Source organism: Streptomyces sp. NPDC107500, assembly GCF_055582785.1.
On record NZ_JBVJPF010000003.1, the window covers coordinates 822,860 to 839,668 of the forward strand.

The 16,809-nt window shown below is 72.9% G+C and carries 16 protein-coding genes and 1 riboswitch; of the genes, 10 read left to right on the plus strand and 6 right to left on the minus strand.

The annotated features are described in order from the left end of the window. The first annotated feature begins 110 nt into the window (after positions 1-110). The 4 genes from ACZ67M_RS15420 to ACZ67M_RS15435 all read left to right on the plus strand — a co-directional run bounded on the left by ACZ67M_RS15420 (position 111) and on the right by ACZ67M_RS15435 (position 3,806). Positions 111-965: an SDR family oxidoreductase gene (locus tag ACZ67M_RS15420; RefSeq protein ID WP_361353036.1), complete on the plus strand. Its 855-nt coding sequence runs from the start codon at positions 111-113 to the stop codon at positions 963-965. 184 nt (positions 966-1,149) lie between these two features. Beyond that, positions 1,150-2,151, plus strand: a complete 1,002-nt coding sequence (rarD, locus tag ACZ67M_RS15425) for an EamA family transporter RarD (RefSeq protein WP_469851153.1) — start codon at positions 1,150-1,152, stop codon at positions 2,149-2,151. A 16-nt stretch (positions 2,152-2,167) separates the two neighbouring features. After that, positions 2,168-2,638: a VOC family protein gene (locus tag ACZ67M_RS15430; protein WP_385794424.1), complete on the plus strand. Its 471-nt coding sequence runs from the start codon at positions 2,168-2,170 to the stop codon at positions 2,636-2,638. A gap of 193 nt (positions 2,639-2,831) precedes the next feature. Continuing rightward, the gene (locus tag ACZ67M_RS15435) at positions 2,832-3,806 is read left to right on the plus strand and encodes a M28 family metallopeptidase (RefSeq protein WP_469851155.1); all 975 of its coding nucleotides are present in this window, start codon (positions 2,832-2,834) and stop codon (positions 3,804-3,806) included. Positions 3,807-3,834: 28 nt separating this feature from the next. On the opposite strand, the gene ACZ67M_RS15440 is transcribed toward ACZ67M_RS15435, so the two are convergent. Next, a complete protein-coding gene (locus ACZ67M_RS15440; RefSeq protein ID WP_469851157.1) occupies positions 3,835-5,307 on the minus strand; it encodes a tetratricopeptide repeat protein in 1,473 nt (490 codons plus the stop codon). A gap of 229 nt (positions 5,308-5,536) precedes the next feature. Between ACZ67M_RS15440 and ACZ67M_RS15445 the strand changes: the two genes are divergently transcribed. Both ACZ67M_RS15445 and ACZ67M_RS15450 read left to right on the plus strand, forming a co-directional pair. Beyond that, complete coding sequence (locus ACZ67M_RS15445; RefSeq protein WP_361353050.1) at positions 5,537-6,052, plus strand: hypothetical protein; 516 nt, start codon at positions 5,537-5,539, stop codon at positions 6,050-6,052. 117 nt (positions 6,053-6,169) lie between these two features. After that, the gene (locus ACZ67M_RS15450) at positions 6,170-6,778 is read left to right on the plus strand and encodes a flavodoxin family protein (protein ID WP_361353053.1); all 609 of its coding nucleotides are present in this window, start codon (positions 6,170-6,172) and stop codon (positions 6,776-6,778) included. Here ACZ67M_RS15450 and ACZ67M_RS15455 read toward each other — a convergent pair. The 4 genes from ACZ67M_RS15455 to ACZ67M_RS15470 form a co-directional block, all read right to left on the minus strand. Then, positions 6,768-7,700: an ABC transporter permease gene (locus ACZ67M_RS15455; protein WP_385794414.1), complete on the minus strand. Its 933-nt coding sequence runs from the start codon at positions 7,698-7,700 to the stop codon at positions 6,768-6,770. The two genes, ACZ67M_RS15450 and ACZ67M_RS15455, sit on opposite strands and share 11 nt — an antisense overlap. Continuing rightward, positions 7,687-8,655: an ABC transporter ATP-binding protein gene (locus ACZ67M_RS15460; protein WP_361353058.1), complete on the minus strand. Its 969-nt coding sequence runs from the start codon at positions 8,653-8,655 to the stop codon at positions 7,687-7,689. The genes ACZ67M_RS15455 and ACZ67M_RS15460 overlap by 14 nt, the downstream gene beginning before the upstream one ends. A gap of 45 nt (positions 8,656-8,700) precedes the next feature. After that, the gene (locus tag ACZ67M_RS15465) at positions 8,701-9,915 is read right to left on the minus strand and encodes a LolA family protein (RefSeq protein WP_469851160.1); all 1,215 of its coding nucleotides are present in this window, start codon (positions 9,913-9,915) and stop codon (positions 8,701-8,703) included. A 278-nt stretch (positions 9,916-10,193) separates the two neighbouring features. Continuing rightward, positions 10,194-11,204, minus strand: a complete 1,011-nt coding sequence (locus tag ACZ67M_RS15470; protein WP_469851162.1) for a polyprenyl synthetase family protein — start codon at positions 11,202-11,204, stop codon at positions 10,194-10,196. Positions 11,205-11,771: 567 nt separating this feature from the next. Beyond that, positions 11,772-11,927, plus strand: a riboswitch (cyclic di-AMP (ydaO/yuaA leader). 3 nt (positions 11,928-11,930) lie between these two features. Between ACZ67M_RS15470 and ACZ67M_RS15475 the strand changes: the two genes are divergently transcribed. Next, on the plus strand, positions 11,931-12,422 hold the full coding sequence (locus tag ACZ67M_RS15475; protein WP_122615695.1) for a transglycosylase SLT domain-containing protein: 492 nt from the start codon (positions 11,931-11,933) through the stop codon (positions 12,420-12,422). 15 nt (positions 12,423-12,437) lie between these two features. Here ACZ67M_RS15475 and ACZ67M_RS15480 read toward each other — a convergent pair whose 3' ends face one another. Continuing rightward, positions 12,438-13,238 carry an HAD family hydrolase gene (locus ACZ67M_RS15480; protein ID WP_125495152.1) on the minus strand — a complete coding sequence of 267 codons (801 nt, stop codon included), beginning with the start codon at positions 13,236-13,238 and terminating at the stop codon, positions 12,438-12,440. A 266-nt stretch (positions 13,239-13,504) separates the two neighbouring features. Between ACZ67M_RS15480 and ACZ67M_RS15485 the strand changes: the two genes are divergently transcribed. The 3 genes from ACZ67M_RS15485 (at position 13,505) to ACZ67M_RS15495 (ending at position 16,791) form a co-directional block, all read left to right on the plus strand. Beyond that, the gene (locus tag ACZ67M_RS15485) at positions 13,505-14,569 is read left to right on the plus strand and encodes a GNAT family N-acetyltransferase (RefSeq protein WP_469851164.1); all 1,065 of its coding nucleotides are present in this window, start codon (positions 13,505-13,507) and stop codon (positions 14,567-14,569) included. Positions 14,570-14,596: 27 nt separating this feature from the next. After that, positions 14,597-15,943, plus strand: a complete 1,347-nt coding sequence (locus ACZ67M_RS15490; protein WP_469851166.1) for a glycosyltransferase family 2 protein — start codon at positions 14,597-14,599, stop codon at positions 15,941-15,943. 92 nt (positions 15,944-16,035) lie between these two features. After that, entirely contained in the window at positions 16,036-16,791 is a 756-nt protein-coding gene (locus tag ACZ67M_RS15495; RefSeq protein ID WP_392234877.1) for a polysaccharide deacetylase family protein, read from the plus strand. Positions 16,792-16,809: the final 18 nt, after the last annotated feature.

The window sequence follows — 16,809 nt, forward strand, 5'->3', positions numbered from 1 at the left end:
CCCCTGCGCTTACCTGAACGTAAGTACCTTACTTTGAAGTGGGCACTGTCCAGAAGTTAGCGCAGCTCCTATGGTTGGTGACATCGCACCCCACAAGGAGTACTGAACCCATGAGCATCGTCGTCACCGGAGCCACCGGACACCTCGGCCGCCACGTCGTGCGGCAGCTACTGGAGAAGGTGCCGGCCGACCAGGTCACCGCCGTCGTCCGGGACCGCGACAAGGCCGCCGACCTCGCCGCCGACGGCGTACGGCTCGCGGTCGCCGACTACAACGCGCCCGAGACCTTCGACGGCCTCTTCGCGGCCGGCGACCGGGTGCTGCTGATCTCCGGCAACGAGTTCGACAAGGGCCGCGTCCAGCAGCACACGGTGGTGATCGACGCGGCGAAGAAGGCCGGCGTCGCCCTGCTCGCCTACACCAGCGCGCCCAGCAGCCTCAAGGCCGCGCTCGCGGACGACCACCGCGCCACCGAGGACGTCCTCGTCGGCTCGGGCGTGCCCTACGTGCTGCTGCGCAACGGCTGGTACCACGAGAACTACACCGAGCAGCTCGCCCCGGTCCTGGAGCACGGCGCCGTCGTGCAGGCGGCCGGCGAGGGCCGGATCTCCTCCGCCTCCCGCGCCGACTACGCGGCCGCCGCCGTCGCCGTACTGACCGGCGAGGGCCACGAGAACAAGGCGTACGAGCTGGGCGGCGACGAGGCGTGGGGCTACGCCGAGTACGCCGCCGAGCTGAGCCGGCAGACCGGGAAGGAGATCGCCTACACCCCCGTCTCCGCCGAGGCCTACACCGGCATCCTGACCGGCGCCGGGCTGCCCGCGCCGCTGGCCGCCATCCTCGCGGGCGTGGAGGACTCCATCGAGAAGGGTGAGCTGGTCGTCACCAGCGGCGACCTGTCCCGGCTCGCCGGCCGGCCCACCACCCCGCTCGCCGAGGCGGTCGCCGCCGCGGTCAAGAGCTGACGCCCTCGCGAGCCCTCCCCCGCTGAAGCCCGCGCGGGCCCGCCCCCGCCGCCTCCTCCACGGCACACACCCCGCCTGTCATGACCGTATGGCGATACGGGCATGACAGGCGGCCGGGTGCGGCGCTACCTTTCGTCGTGGCATGCATCCGTCCCGGCATGCCGATTGCGAGAAGGAGGTGCCCGTGGCCGAGTCGTCCAGGAGTGAGCAGCGCATAGGTCTGCTGAACGGCTTCGCGGCTTACGGGCTGTGGGGGCTCGTCCCGCTGTTCTGGCCGTTGCTCAAGCCCGCCGGGGCCGGGGAGATCCTCGCCCACCGCATGGTGTGGTCCCTCGTCTTCGTCGCCGTCGCACTGTTCTTCGTACGGCGCTGGGCCTGGGCCGGTGAGCTGCTGCGGCAGCCGCGCAGGCTCGGCCTGGTCACCGTGGCCGCCGCGGTCATCACCGTCAACTGGGGCGTCTACATCTGGGCCGTGAACAGCGGCCATGTCGTCGAGGCCTCGCTCGGGTACTTCATCAACCCGCTGGTCACCATCGCGATGGGCGTGCTGCTGCTCAAGGAGCGGCTGCGGCCCGCGCAGTGGGCGGCGGTCGGCACCGGCTTCGCCGCCGTCCTGGTCCTCGCCGTCGGCTACGGACAGCCGCCGTGGATCTCCCTCTGCCTCGCCCTCTCCTTCGCCACGTACGGCCTGGTGAAGAAGAAGGTCAACCTCGGGGGCGTGGAGTCGCTGGCCGCCGAGACGGCGATCCAGTTCCTGCCCGCGCTCGGCTACGTGGTGTGGCTGTCGGCGCAGGGCGAGTCGACCTTCACCACCGAGGGCTTCGGGCACTCGGCGCTGCTGGCCGCGACCGGCCTGGTCACCGCGATCCCGCTGGTCTGCTTCGGCGCGGCCGCGATCCGCGTGCCGCTGTCCACGCTTGGGCTGTTGCAGTACCTGGCGCCGGTCTTCCAGTTCGCCCTCGGGGTCCTCTACTTCCACGAGGCCATGCCGCCCGAACGCTGGGCCGGTTTCGCCCTGGTCTGGCTGGCCCTGACGCTGCTCACCTGGGACGCGCTGCGCACGGCCCGCCGGACCGCGCGGGCACTCAGGGAGCAGCTGGCCCGGACGGGCGCGGGCGTACCGCCGGTCAAGGAGAGCGAAGCGGCGCGGGACTCCGGCGATTCCGTTGCCCGCTCGGTCACGTAACCCATATGACTGGTCCATGACCTCGACACCACGACCCGCCCCCCTGCATTTCAAGATCGTCATCGACGCCGCCGCCCCGCACGCGCAGGCGGACTTCTGGGCCGCCGCCCTGCACTACGAGGTGGAGGACAACAGCGCGCTCATCGGGAAACTGCTGGGCCTCGGGGCCGTACCGGAGGAGCTGACCCTGGAATCCCACGGGCGCCGCGCCTGGCGGGACCTGGTGGCCGTACGGCACCCCGACGACCCCTACGACGAGGAGAGCGGGACGGGACTGGGGCGGCGGCTGCTGTTCCAGCGCGTGCCGGAGGCCAAGACCGGCAAGAACCGCGTCCACCTCGACGTGCACTCCCGGGAAGGGGAACGCGAGGCGGAGACCGGCCGGCTGGAGGCGCTGGGGGCGAGCGTGCTGCGGCGGGTGAGGGAGCAGGGCGGGGAGTGGGTGGTGATGGCGGACCCCGAGGGGAACGAGTTCTGCGTTCACTAGGGGCCTGTCCGAGTGCGCGCCGCCCGGATGGACGAGGGGCCGCGTACCGGCGGGGGTGGAACTTCCGATATCCGCGACGCCATGGCCGAATAGCGGTCTTGACGGGCGGTCAGTCCCGGCCACACCATCCAGGCACCCCATCCACTGTGGAGTTCCCTCCCCAGGGACTCCCTAGGAATTCGGAGCCCCCCACATGAAGCTCCCCTTCTCCGGGCGTGCGCTGACGGCCGGTGCCGTCGCCGTCGTCACACTGGCGGCCGGCGGTACCGTGGCCGGCGCGGCCTCCGCCGCCGAGCGGTCCGGCCCCGCCTCTGGATCGGCGGCCGTCGCCGCCGCGCCCGACCTGCCGATAGCCAACGTCAAGGCCCACCTCACCCAGCTCCAGTCGATAGCCACGGCGAACGGCGGCAACCGCGCCCACGGCCGCCCCGGCTACAAGGCCTCGCTCGACTACGTGAAGGCCAAGCTGGACGCCGCCGGATTCACCACCAGCATCCAGCAGTTCACCTCCTCCGGCCGCACCGGCTACAACCTGATAGCCGACTGGCCCGGCGGTGACGCCAATCAGGTTGTCATGGCCGGGTCACACTTGGACAGCGTCACCTCGGGTCCCGGCATCAACGACAACGCCTCCGGCTCCGCGGCCGTCCTGGAGACCGCGCTCACCGTGGCCCGGTCCGGCTACCAGCCCACCAAGCACCTGCGCTTCGCCTGGTGGGGAGCGGAGGAGCTGGGGCTGGTCGGGTCCCGCTACTACGTCAACCGCCTCTCCTCCGCCGACCGCGCGAAGATCAGCGGCTACCTGAACTTCGACATGATCGGCTCGCCCAACCCCGGCTACTTCGTCTACGACGACGACCCCACCATCGAGAAGACCTTCAAGGACTACTTCGCGGGGATCGGCGTCTCCACCGAGATCGAGACCGAGGGCGACGGCCGCTCCGACCACGCGCCCTTCAAGAACGTGGGCGTCCCCGTCGGCGGCCTCTTCAGCGGCGCCGACTACCGCAAGACGTCCGCCCAGGCGGCCAAGTGGGGCGGCACCGCGGGCCAGCCCTTCGACCGCTGCTACCACTCGTCCTGCGACACGACCGCCAACATCAACGACACGGCCCTGAACCGCAACGGCGACGCCATCGCGTACGCGATCTGGGAACTGTCGCAGTAGGACAGCCCTCCGAGGCGGGGCCGCCCAGTCAGCCCGCCTGGGCCCGGGCGCGATCGGCGAGGCGGCCCATGCGGGTGCGGGCGGACTCCAGTTGCTCGGCGTCCTCGGCGGCCGGGCCCCCCTCGGCGGCGAGTTCGCCCCACAGGGCGACCAGGTCCTGCCCCAGCTCCATGCCCCGTTCGGGGTCGCGTACGGCACGCCAGGCGGTGGCCGCGCTCTGGACGTTGCCGTACGCGGCCTCGGCGTCGCCCGCGCGGCGGTGTATCCGGGCCAGGTCCAGGGAGAGGCGGAGGGCACGGTCGGGGTCGCCGGACAAGTAGGCGATGTATGCGGTGAGTTCACGGAGCCGGAGCACCTCGGGGTGCTCCGGCCCCAGCGTCTGCGAGGCCTCCGCCACGGCCTGCTCCGCCAGCAGCGCCGCCTCCTGCGTACGCCCCTCCTTGACGGCCTCGTTGACCCGCGCGGTCGGCTGCGCGAGCAGCGCGGGGACGGTCGAGTCGCCGGGCGCGGTGAGCGGTCCGTCCCCGAGCACGGCCTCGGCCACGGCGTCGAATCCGCGGGCCGGGGTCGGCTTGGGGTCGGGGTCGAAGAACGAGCCCGGGTCGGCGAACGGCTTGGCATCGGCGATCGGCTTGGCGTCGGCGATCGGCTTGGCTTCGGCGAGGGACTTGGCGTCGGCGATCGGCGCGGCCACGGCGAGCGGCTGCGCGTCGGCGACCGGCTCGTGCCCGGCGAACGGGCGGGGGCCGCCGGCGGGGCGGGCCCCGGGCTCGGACACGTCCGGCTCGGACACGTCCGGCTCGCTCACGGGCACCCCGCTCACGGGCGCCTCGGCCTCCGACGCGGCCCCGGGCACCGGCGCGGCCCCCGACGGCGCGCCCCCTGACGCGTACCCGGCGCCGGCGAACGGCCCCGCGGCCTCCGACGGAGCCGTCCCCGTCGCACCCCCGGCACCCTCCATCCGCGGCGGCGGTCCGAACTCCCCCGTCGGCGGCGCCACCGTGCCCGGCGCCGTACCGCCGAACGCCCCGGGCAGGGCGCCCGGGGAGTCGCCGGACGACGTCGGCTCGGCGTCGGGCACCGCCGGGAGCGGGAACGTCGGGGCGCTGTCCCGTACGGCCTCCAGCGACCGGAGGACGTGTGTGGGCCGGTCCCAGCCGGTCGCCGCCTCCTCCTCGGGAGCCGTCGGCACCGGGTCGGCGGCGAGGTGGCTGGAGCCGTCCGGGTCGACCCGGAGCGGGACGGAGTAGCCGATGCGCCGGTCGTGGATCGTGGCGAGGACGGGGTGGCCGATGGCGATGGCGAGGCGGTGGAGGCGGTTCAGGACGGCGTTCTGGATCTCCTCGCCGGGCGCCGCGACGACCGTCGAACCGTCGATCGTGGCGGTCGGCGTGCCGGAACCGGCCTCCGGCACGCACACGTCGATCGGCGTCGCCGCGGGGTTCGGCGGGCGCTCGGCGCGCTCGTGTTCCCGCTGCTTGTCGCGACCGAGTCGAGACATCGTTCCCCCACTCATCGGCGGCTTCCGTCGGCGGTCCCGTGTTCCCTGCCGTCCAGAGCCTGTCATGCCAGTCCTGCACCTGCTGTCGAGTCTCTCCGCTCGCTCGCGATTCTCACGTCACCGGGGTGTCACAGGCTCGTTCCAGGAGGTCACGCGTGTATCGGCGGGTCGGCGCGGGGCCGGTGGGCGGGGTGCGTGAGCCGAGGGGAGAGCGGGCAGGCGGTCAGGCATGCGACAGGGACCGGAGATATGGATCCGCGGACCGGTGGCGGCGCCCGAGCCGCCCGACCGGGGGCCGGCCGCCCCCGAAACGCCGCGCGGCCCCGCACCCGCCGAAGCGCCGGGCTTCTCCTGGACCGGCGTCCACGGCGGTGCCGGGGTGACGACGCTCGCCGGGGTGTTCGGCGGGCACGACTGCGGACGGGGGTGGCCCGGCCCCGGCGACCCGTCGTCGGTGCTGCTGGTGGCGCGCACGCACGCGGCCGGACTCACGGCCGTCGGCCGGGCCGTGGAGGAGTTCCGGCTCGGACGGGTGCCGGCGGGGGTCGGGCTCGACTCCGTCGTCCTCGTCGCGGACGCGCCCGGGCGGCTTCCCCGGCCGCTCGCCCAGCGGGTGCGGCTGCTCGAGTCGGCCGTGGACGTCCACCGCGTCCCGTGGGTCCCCGCCTGGCGCCTGGACGGGACGCACGAGGGCCCGCCCCGCGGAACGGAGTCGCTGGTCCGCCGCACGCGGCGGGTGCGCTGAACCCGGTCGGCACCCCTGGATACCGATAAATAGATGCGCACGCATGGACAAGTGAATGCGTACGCATATAATGCATGTGCTGGTATCCACTCATCGCCGATCACTCCAGGGGACGCCATGACGCGCCGCTTTCTCTTCCTGCTGGGCAGCAGCCGCCCCGAGGGCAACACCGAGCTGCTCGCCCGCCGGGCCGCCGAACAGCTCCCCGCGGACGTCGAGCAGCGCTGGATCGACCTGGCCCGGCACCCGTTGCCCGAGTTCGAGGACCTGCGGCACGACAGCGACCACACGCGCCCCACCGAGGGCAACGCCGGTCTGCTGCTCGACGCCACGCTCGCCGCGACCGACCTCGTGATCGCGTCGCCGCTGTACTGGTACTCGGTGTCCACGCCGGTCAAGCGCTACCTCGACCACTGGTCGGGCTGGCTGCGCACGCCCGGCCTCGACTTCAAGGCGACGCTGGCCGGGCGCACCCTGTGGGGGGTCACCGCGCTGGCGCACCAGGAGCAGGAGGTGGCCGACCCGCTGGTCGGCACCCTCGGCAACTCCGCGGCCTACATGGGCATGCGCTTCGGCGGAGTACTGCTCGGCAACGGCAGCCGGCCCGGTGACGTGCTGCGGGACACGGACGCGCTGTCCCGCGCCAAGACGTTCTTCGCGCGCCAGGCGCCGCTCGCCCGGTTCCCGTACGAGGAGCAGGTGGCCGTGCCCGCGCCTACGCCGTGATGTCCTTCGACGTGAACCGCGCCCACGCCGCCGACCCGAAGACCGCCGCGTAGAGGGCCTGGAGGCCCAGGTTCTTCACCAGGTCGTCCCAGTAGACCGGTTCGCGCATCAGGTCGGCGAAGGACAGCCAGTAGTGCGAGAAGAAGTACGGCTGGAGCGCGTGCAGCTGGGGGATCTGGTCGAGGATCTGGACCGTGATCAGCAGCCCGACGGTGGTCGCCATCGCCGCGATGCCACTGCCCGTCAGCGTCGAGACGAACAGGCCGAGGGCCGCGACGCCGACCAGTGAGGCGGCCACCACCAGGGCGATCAGCAGGGCGCGCCCCAGGCCCTCGGCGTAGCCGATCCTGGTGCCGGAGATGGTGACCAGGTCGCCCAGCGGGAAGAGCAGCGCTCCGACCGCGAGCGCCGAGACCGCGACCACCAGGGTGGCGGCGAGGCAGAAGGCGATCACCGTCGCGTACTTGGTGAGCAGCAGCCGGGTGCGCCCGGCCGGGGCGACCAGGAGGTAGCGCAGCGTGCCCGCACTGCTCTCGCCGGCGATCGCGTCGCCCGCGACGACGCCGACGGCCATCGGCAGGAAGAACGGCAGGGTCGCGGCGAGCGCGGTGAAGACCAGGAACAGGCCGTTGTTGCTGATCTGCGAGATGAAGGCCGGGCCCTCGCCGCCACCCCCTCCGCCGCCACCGAGCGACGACGACCCGTCGCTCGTCTCGATCTTCACCGCGATGCCCACCAGGACCGGCACGGCGGCCAGCACGCCCAGCAGGGCGAGGGTGCGCCAGCGCCGGAAGGTGATCAGCAGTTCGCTGCGCAGCAGTCCGAGGGACCACAGCGGATTCGGGGTGCGCACCGCGCCCACGCCCGCGCCCGGCGTCTCCGCCCGCGCCGCCGGCACGTTCCCCGTCTCAGCCCGCGACATCGAATCCCTCTCCGGTCAGGGCCACGAACGCGTCCTCCAGGGAGGCCCGTTCCAGTGCGAAGCCGCGGACCCGGACGTGGGCCGCGACCAGGGCCGCGTTGACCTCGGCCAGGTCGCGGTCCGGGGGCTCGGCCGTCACCCGGTCCTCGGCGACGACCACGTCCCCGGCGCCCTGCTCCTTCAGCACCCGGGCCGCGTCGCCCGCGTCCGGCGTGGTCACCACCAGCCGGCCGCGCGCCCCGGCCGACAGGTCGGCCACCGCGCCCTGGGTGATCAGGCGTCCCTGGGCCATCACGGCGGCGTGCGTGCAGACCTGCTCGATCTCGTCCAGCAGGTGGGAGGAGAGGAAGACGGTGGTGCCGTCGGAGGCGAGTTCGCGGACCAGCGCGCGGATCTCGCGCATGCCCTGGGGGTCGAGCCCGTTGGTCGGCTCGTCCAGGACCAGCAGGCGGCGCGGCTGGAGCAGTGCGGCGGCGAGGCCGAGCCGCTGCTTCATGCCGAGCGAGTACGCCTTCGCCTTCTTGCCGGACGCGGCCGCGAGGCCCACCCGGTCCAGCGCCGCCGCGACGCGCTCGCGCCGGGTGCGGGGGTCGGCGGTCGGGTCGGCGGCGTCGTAGCGCAGGAGGTTGTCGCGGCCGGAGAGGAAGCCGTACAGGGCCGGGCCCTCGATGAGGGCGCCGACCCTGGGCAGTACGGTGCGGGCCGCGCGCGGCATGGGCCGGCCGAGGACCCGGGCGCTGCCCGAGGTCGGTTCGATCAGGCCCATCAGCATGCGGATGGTGGTGGTCTTGCCGGAACCGTTGGGGCCGAGGAAGCCGAAGACGCTGCCCGCCGGGACGGTCAGGTCGAGACCGTCGACGGCGAGCTGTCCGCCGCGGTAGCGCTTGGTGAGCCCGCGGGTGGAGATGACGGCGTCGTCCGCCCGCTCCGGCTCCGTGACGGACGGTTCGGCCATCGGCTTCCTCTCCTGTGCCTCTTGTCGTACGGAAAGGCCGCTCCGTTACTTCGCGGCGTCGGCGGCCTTCACCAGCGCGTCCTTGGTGACCGCACCGGCGTAGACCTTGCCGTCCTCGGTGATCAGGGCGTTGACCAGGCGGGTCTTGAAGACCGTGCCCGAGCCGAAGTCGCCCTTGACCTGGTCGCCGAGGGAGCCTAGGAAGCCGCCGAGGTCGCCGCCGCCCGCGGCGCCCGTGGGCAGGCCCTGGCCGCCGGTGTCGAACGCGGCGATCGAGTTCCAGCCCTCGCCGATGACCTTCAGGCCGTCCAGCTCCTTGGCGAGGTCGCCCTCGGCCTTGCGCCCGTGCTCCGGGGCCTTGGCGGCCTTCTCGTCGGCCTCGGTCACCTTCGCGCCCCTGGGCGGGGTGAAGTCGAACGTCGACGCGTCCGGCTTCGCGAAGCTGACCTTGGTGAAGCCCGCGTCCACGACGGCGGCGCCGCCGCTCGCCGGGGTCAGCGTGAACTTCAGCGGGGTACCGGTCTCGGCGTCCACGGCGACGGTGATCGCACCGACCGTGGAACCCTTCTGCCTGGGCTCGACGACGAGCCGGTACGCGTCGCGGCCGGCCACCTGGGCGGTGCCGCCGACCTTCACGGACGTGGTGTCGTCGATCGCCTTGAGCGCCTGGTCGGCGAAGTCCTTCGGGGTGGCCGGCACGTCCTTCTCCGGCCGCTCCGCGCCGTCGGACGTGGAGTGGTAGACCTCGTTGGACTTGCTGTCGTAGCCCCAGACGTCCTTGCCGTCGTGGATGAGGCTGTACTCGGCGGCGTCCTCCAGCAGGGACACCTTCTGCCGGTCGGGGCCGTCGGCCGCGACGCGCAGGGTGTGGGAGCCGGAGACCAGCTGGGTGAGCTTGGCCGAGGGGTCGGCGGACGAGCCGCCGTCCTTGCCGTCCCCGCCCGGATCGCCGGACATTCCGGACATCAGGCCGCTCTCCAGGCCGCCGAGGTCCGGCAGGCCCAGGTCGGTGCTGATCCGGACGGTGCCGGAGAGCTGCTGGACGTCCGACTCGGCGATCTTCTGGACGAGCTCCTCCGCCGTGACCTTCGGCAGGTCGGGGTCCCCGGAGTCGGCGAGAGCGGGGACCAGCCCGATCGTCGCGGCCGCCACTCCCACCACCGCGACCGGGACGACGTACCGCGCGGCCTTGCGCCGTCGGGTGCTCAGCTCCTCGCCCGCCCCGGGGGTCGTGTTGTCGTCGGAATCGATCGGTGCCATCTGTGCCCTACCTCCGTCGTCGGCGGCGGCTGTCTCGCGACCTCGCACTCGTTCACCCGTGAGCCGCCATTCTCACCCGAATCGGTGAGGATTGGTGTTTCCGTGGTGTCCATCTGACCAAATCACCGGAGCGCAATCGTCAGACCGCGGGCTCAACTCCACGTACTCCTGCGGGATGACACCAACGGGCGGTTCCTCCCCCGCCCCGTAGGGGACGGGTACGCCGCCCGCCGGCGGAGGGCACCCGCCCGTGGCGCCGCGCACGGGCGGGGCGGGGTTCAGCCGGCCCGGTGCACCACGGCGTCGCACAGTTCCACCAGCGCGGCCTTCGCCTCGCACTCCCGCAGCGGAGCCAGGGCCGCGCGGGCTTCCCTGGCGTAGCAGACGGTGTCCCGCCGGGCGTGCTCCAGCGCGGGGTGGGCGCGCAGCAGGCGCAGCGCCTCGGCGTGCCGGGCGTCGTCGCTCAGGTCGGAGTCGAGCAGCTCGCTCAGCGCGACGTCCTCGGCGAGGCCCAGCCTGGCCGCGCGCTCGCGCAGCCGGAGCACCGGCAGGGTGGGAATGCCCTCGCGCAGGTCCGTGCCGGGCGTCTTGCCCGACTCGTGGGAGTCGGAGGCGATGTCCAGGACGTCGTCCGCGAGCTGGAAGGCGACGCCGAGCCGCTCGCCGTACTGGGTCAGTACGTCCACCACCGTCTCGTCGGCGCCGGACATCATCGCGCCGAACCGGCAGGAGACGGCCACCAGCGAGCCGGTCTTGCCGCCCAGCACGTCGAGGTAGTGGTCGACGGGGTCCCGGCCGTCCTGCGGGCCGGCCGTCTCCAGGATCTGGCCGGTGACCAGCCGCTCGAACGCGAGGGCCTGCACGCGGACCGCCTCGGGCCCGAGGTCGGCGAGGATCTGGGAGGCGCGGGCGAACAGGAAGTCGCCGGTCAGGACCGCGACCGAGTTGTCCCAGCGGACATTGGCGCTGGCGACCCCGCGCCGCACGGCGGCCTCGTCCATCACGTCGTCGTGGTACAGCGTGGCCAGGTGGGTCAGCTCCACCACCACGGCCGAGGGCACGATCCCGGGGGCATAGGGGTCGCCGAACTGGGCCGAGAGCATCACGAGGAGCGGGCGGAACCGCTTGCCGCCGGCCCGTACCAGGTGCTGGGCGGCCTCCGTGATGAAGGGCACCTCGCTTTTGGTTGCCTCAAGCAACCCTTCCTCGACCGCGACCAATCCGGCCTGGACATCGGCTTCCAGAGCCTGGTCCCGCACGCTCAGCCCGAACGGCCCGACGACGGTCACGAGGGGTCTCCTGTCTGCTGGTGCCCACTGGCGATTACCTGGTTTGTCGATAGGTCGCTGCCACCACTCGAGTCAGCGTATCCGGTCACCTTTCGATCACCGCTAGCGCCCACCGTTACAGGCCGGGCGGTATCGGATCATGAGCGGTATGTTTTTGATCGGTCGATATGACCACATATTGCCCGATACCAATATCGCCTCCCCGGCCCCGAACGGATGCCCGCCCGGCAGCCGAAAACACCGGACGGGCGAAGCGCACCGCATCGAGGGCCGGTTGGGACATAGTTGGGACTAATGCCCGTTTTGCCGCGCTTGTTGAGGCCCGTGAGTTGGCTCACTTGGGAGCCCCCTCGGGCAACCTCGCCGCAACCTGTGCCCTCCCTTTGCGCCGCAAGCCAGTTGAGGCTTGGCAACCGCAAAGGATCAAGAGCCCCAAACGCCTCAGACCAAGGTCAACAGGACGTTGGGTGATTCCTGCACTTGTTTCGGACATGTGCTCTCGCATACGTTCCCGGCCTGTCGGGCGGACGCCGAATCCTGCCATCGCCCGCACACACAGTCATCCACTCAACTCACTCGCCGGCAGGAGCGGGGGACCCAGGTAAGTCGCCGCACCGGTCACCACCGGAGCGGCTCGGGGTGAAGCCGTACCCGTCAGGGCGCGGCCGGGCACCTCCCCGCCCGAACCCGACAGCTCACCTCGCAGGCGTCAGGAGAGGGACACAGATGTCTGCCAACGGTCAGAACCGTCACGCCCGGACCACCCGCATCGCCCGCAGGCTCGCCGTGGCCGGCACCGGTGTCGCGGTGCTCGCCCTGCCGCTCATCGGCGCCACCGGCGCGTCCGCGGCCACCCCGGCCGCCACCAAGACGGCCGCCACGGCGGCGACCACGTACCCGGACAACCTCGACGGCTGGATCCGCGAGTCGCTCGACGTCATGGCGCAGCACGGCATCCCCGGCTCGTACGAGGGCATTCACCGCAACATCATGCGGGAGTCGTCCGGCAACCCGCTCGCCATCAACAACTGGGACATCAACGCCATCAACGGCACCCCGTCCAAGGGTCTGCTCCAGGTGATCGACCCGACCTTCCAGGCGTACCACGTCGAGGGCACTTCCTGGGACCCGTACGACCCGGTCGCCAACATCACCGCCGCCTGCAACTACGCGGCCGACCGGTACGGCTCGATGGACAACGTCTTCGGCGCCTACTGAGCCGCACCGGGACGTTCAGAAGACCCGTTCGAGGACGACGGCCACGCCGTCGTCCTCGTTCGTCGTCGTGACCTCGTCGGCCACCGCCTTGAGTTCGGGGTGGGCACCGGCCATGGCGACGCCGTGCGCCGCCCAGTCGAACATGGGGATGTCGTTGGGCATGTCGCCGAAGGCGATCGTGTGCCGCCGGCCCACCCCCAGGTGCTCGGCGGCCAGCGCCAGGCCGGTCGCCTTGGTGATGCCGCACGGTTGCAGCTCCACCGTGCCGGGCCCCGACATGGTGACCGTCGCGAGGGAGCCGACCACCGCCCGCGCGGTCGACGCCAACTCGTCGTCGCTCAGGTCGGGGTGGCGCAGCAGCACCTTGCTGATCGGGGTGCGCCACAGCTGGTCGCGCCGCTCCACCCGCACCGCGGGCAGCGTGGGGTGGGGCATCAGGTACCCGGGCTCGATGAGGGTCAGGCCGTCGACGCCGTCCTGGTCGACCGCGGCGTACACCTGGCCCACCTCGGCCTCGATCTTGCCGAGCGCGGTCTCCGCCAGCTCCCGGTCCAGGGTGACCGACCACAGCATCCGGTGCGCGCCGGCGTCGTACACCTGCGCGCCCTGCCCGCACACCGCGAGCCCCGTGCACCCGAGGCGGTCGAGCAGGGGCCGCACCCGGGGTGCCGGGCGCCCCGTCACCACCAGGTGCCGCGCACCCGCCCGGGCCACCCGCGCCAGCGCGGCCAGCGACCGTTCGGAGACGGTGTCGTCGCCGCGGAGCAGCGTGCCGTCGAGATCGGTGGCGACGAGTGAGTATGCGGTGCGGTCCATGATCAGAGAATACGGACGCGACACCCGTCCGACTCACCCGCGACCGGTTCCGAACGAGGACGCGGCGAGTACGTTCGAACGCGCACGACGACGCACGAACATGTCCGAAACCTGGCACATCATCGGCTAAAGCCGGTTAAAGGCCTGTGCACCGGTTGGCAACAACATGGTCTGCTACCTACCCCCCGGGTCGGCCCCCGGGGTACCTTCCTGTTGTCCAGGGGGGACTTGATCGGGGGGTCGGGTTGAACAGCGGACGCGTACGCGTGCTCAGGCCACAGGAGCTGGGCGAGGGGGAACGGCAGCACTGGCGGGACATACGCGCCAAGTCGACGGCGCCGCGCAACCCGTTCATGGAACCGGAGTTCACCGAAGCCGTGGGCCGGGTCCGGCCGCGGGCGCGGGTGGCGGTGCTGTACGACGGCGGCGAGGCGGCCGGATTCCTGCCGCACGAACGCGGCCCGCTGGGCCAGGGCCGGGCGATCGGGCTGGGGGTGTCGGACTGCCAGGGCGCGGTGCTGCGCCAGGGCCTCGCCCCGGACCCCCGCGGACTGCTGCGGGCCTGCTCCCTGTCGAGCCTCGCCTTCGACAACCTGGAGGCCGAGCAGGGGCTGTTCGTGCGGTACGCCGCCGAGGAGCACACCACCTACGTCATCGACGTGGAGAAGGGCTACGAGGCGTACGAGAACGTCCTGCGCGCCCAGGCGCCGAAGTTCCTGAAGACCACGCTCGCCAAGGAGCGCAGGCTGGGCCGCCAGGCCGGCGACGTGCGCTTCGTCTTCGACGAGCGCGAGCCGGCCGCGCTGCGCACGCTCATGGAGTGGAAGTCGGCGCAGTACCGCAGGACGGGACGCCGGGACCGGTTCGCGCAGGAGTGGATCAGCCGGCTCGTCGGCAGGCTCGCCCGGACGCGCGCGCCGGAGTGCACGGGCACCCTGTCCGTGCTCTACGCGGGCGGCCGGCCGGTCGCCGCCCACTTCGGGCTGCGTTCGGCGACGGTCCTGGCGTGCTGGTTCCCGGCGTACGACCCGGACTTCGCCAAGTACTCGCCCGGTCTCGTCCTGCACCTGCGGATGGCGGAGGCCGCGGCCGCCGAGGGCATCGGACTGCTGGACATGGGGCGGGGCCCGGCGGAGTACAAGGACTCGCTGAAGACCGGGGAACTGCCGGTGTACGAGGGGGCGGCGACGCGCCCGGGGGCGGGCACCGCCCTGCACTGGCTCGGCCGCGAACCGGCCCGCCGCGCGCACGGCTTCGTGCGCGACCGGCCGCGGCTGGCGTCGCTCGCGGTACGGACGTTGAGGGGCGCGGCCCGGCTGCGCAGGTCCTGACGAGGTCAACCACGAGGGGGTGGGCGCATGGCCGGTGTGCGGCGTGCGCGGCAGGAGACATTGCGGGAGACACGGCGGGAGATCGACGACTTCCTGCGCATCGGGGCGGTGCAGGTCGCCGAGCTGGATCTCGGCGACGGCAACGGCGCGGCGGAGAAGGAGACGGAGGCGGAGGCGGCGGTACTGCGGCCGGGCCCGGGGAGCCCGCCGGTGACGTCCGGCGCGGTGTTCGTGCTGGTCAGACGGGCGGGCGTGCCCGTGGGCACGCTGCTCGGGCAGGTCCCCGAGGGCGCGGACCCCACACGGGTGCTGGCGGGGCTCGCGCGGGAGCTGCCCCGGGGCGCGCCGCCCGAGCCGTGGCCCGCGCCGCCGCCCGCCAGTGTCGTGGTCGCCACCCGGGAACGCGCGGACCAGCTGGCCCGCGCCCTCGACTCGCTGCTCGCCCAGGACCACCCGGACTTCGAGATCGTCGTGGTCGACAACGCGCCCGTGACCGGTGAGACCCGGGAGCTGGTCGAGCGGAAGTACGGCGAGCGGGTGCGGTACGTGTGCGAGCCGGTCCCCGGACTCGCCGTCGCGCACAACCGGGGCCTCGCGGTGGTCCGGGGCGAGGTGGTCGCCTTCACCGACGACGACGTGGTCGCCGACCCGCGCTGGCTCACCGAACTGACCGCGCCGTTCGCCGCCGACCCGCGCCTGGGCTGTACCACCGGCCTGATCCTGCCCGCGCGGCTGCGCACCCCCGCCCAGGTGCTCTTGGAGAGCCACGGCGGCTTCGCGAAGGGCTTCGTCCCGCGCACGTACGACCCGGAGCACCCGCCCGCCGACGAGCCGCTGTTCCCGTTCACCGCGGGCCGGTTCGGCTCGGGCGCCAGCATGGCCTTCCGTACGGCGGTGCTGCGGACGGTCGGCGGCTTCGACCCGGCGACCGGCGCGGGCACCCGCGCGCGGGGCGGCGACGACCTCTACGGGTTCGTCCGCGTCCTCGCCCAGGGGCAGCGGCTGCGCTACACGCCCCGGGCACTGGTCTGGCACCACCACCGGGAGACCTGGCACGACCTGGAGACCCAGGCGTACGGCTACGGCGCCGGCCTCACCGCGTACCTCACGGCGATCCTGGTGAACCGGCCGGCGCTGCTGCCGGCCCTCCTCGCCCGGGTGCCGGGCGGACTCGCGCACGCCCGGCGCCTGACCGCCGTACGCGCCACCGGCGAGGGCGCGGAGGCGGTGGGGGCGCCGGGCGGGCACGACTCCCGTACGCATCCCTGGCCGCGGCGCCTGGCGCGGTTGCAGCGCCGGGGCATGCTGTACGGCCCCGTCGGCTATCTGCGCGCCCGGCGCGCGCTGCGTGCGACGGGGGTCGAGGCGCGGTGAGCGGGGCCGGGGCACCGGGAGCGGACGGGGCGCGCGAGGGCGTCCGGGCAGCGGGCGGCGGGCACATACCCGTGTTCCTGTACCACGCGGTGATGGAGGACCCGCCGTCGTGGATCGCCGAGTTCACCGTCACGCCGAAGGAGTTCGCCGCACAGCTGGACGCCGTCGTCGACAGCGGCAGGACGCCCGTCACGATCAGTGCGCTCGCCGACCATCTCGCCGGGCGGGCGCCCCTGCCGCCCCGGCCGGTGCTGCTGACCTTCGACGACGGCTTCGCCGACCTGCCCGGACCCACCGCCGAGGCGCTGGCCCAGCGGGCGCTGCCCGCCACCGCGTACCTGACCACCGGGGCCATCGTGCCGGGCGGCCGCAGTCTGCTGCCGCCCGCCCCGATGATGACGCTGGACGCGGTGGCCGGGCTGGAACGTTCCGGCATGGAGATCGGCAGCCACACCGTCACGCACGCGCAGCTCGACACCCTGTCGGGCACGGCCCTGGCGCACGAACTCCGCGAGTCCAAGGCGGTCCTTGAGGACGCCCTCGGGCATCCGGTCCGCCACCTCGCCTACCCGCACGGCTACAACAGCGCGAAGGTGCGGGCGTCGTCGGCCCGGGCCGGGTACGAGACGGCGACGGCCGTGCGGCACGCGCTCAGCTCGGACCGCGACGAGCGGTACCGCATCGCCCGGCTGATCGTGCGGCGGAGCCACACGGTCGCCGATGTCGAGTCCTGGCTGGCGGGCGGCGGCGCCCGCGTCGCCCCCTACCGCGACGGCCCGAAGACCGTCGCGTGGCGCTGGTACCGGCGGGGGCGGGCGATGGTGCGGGGCCCCGAGTTCGCGGGGTAGGGCCCGTCCGGCGGGGCG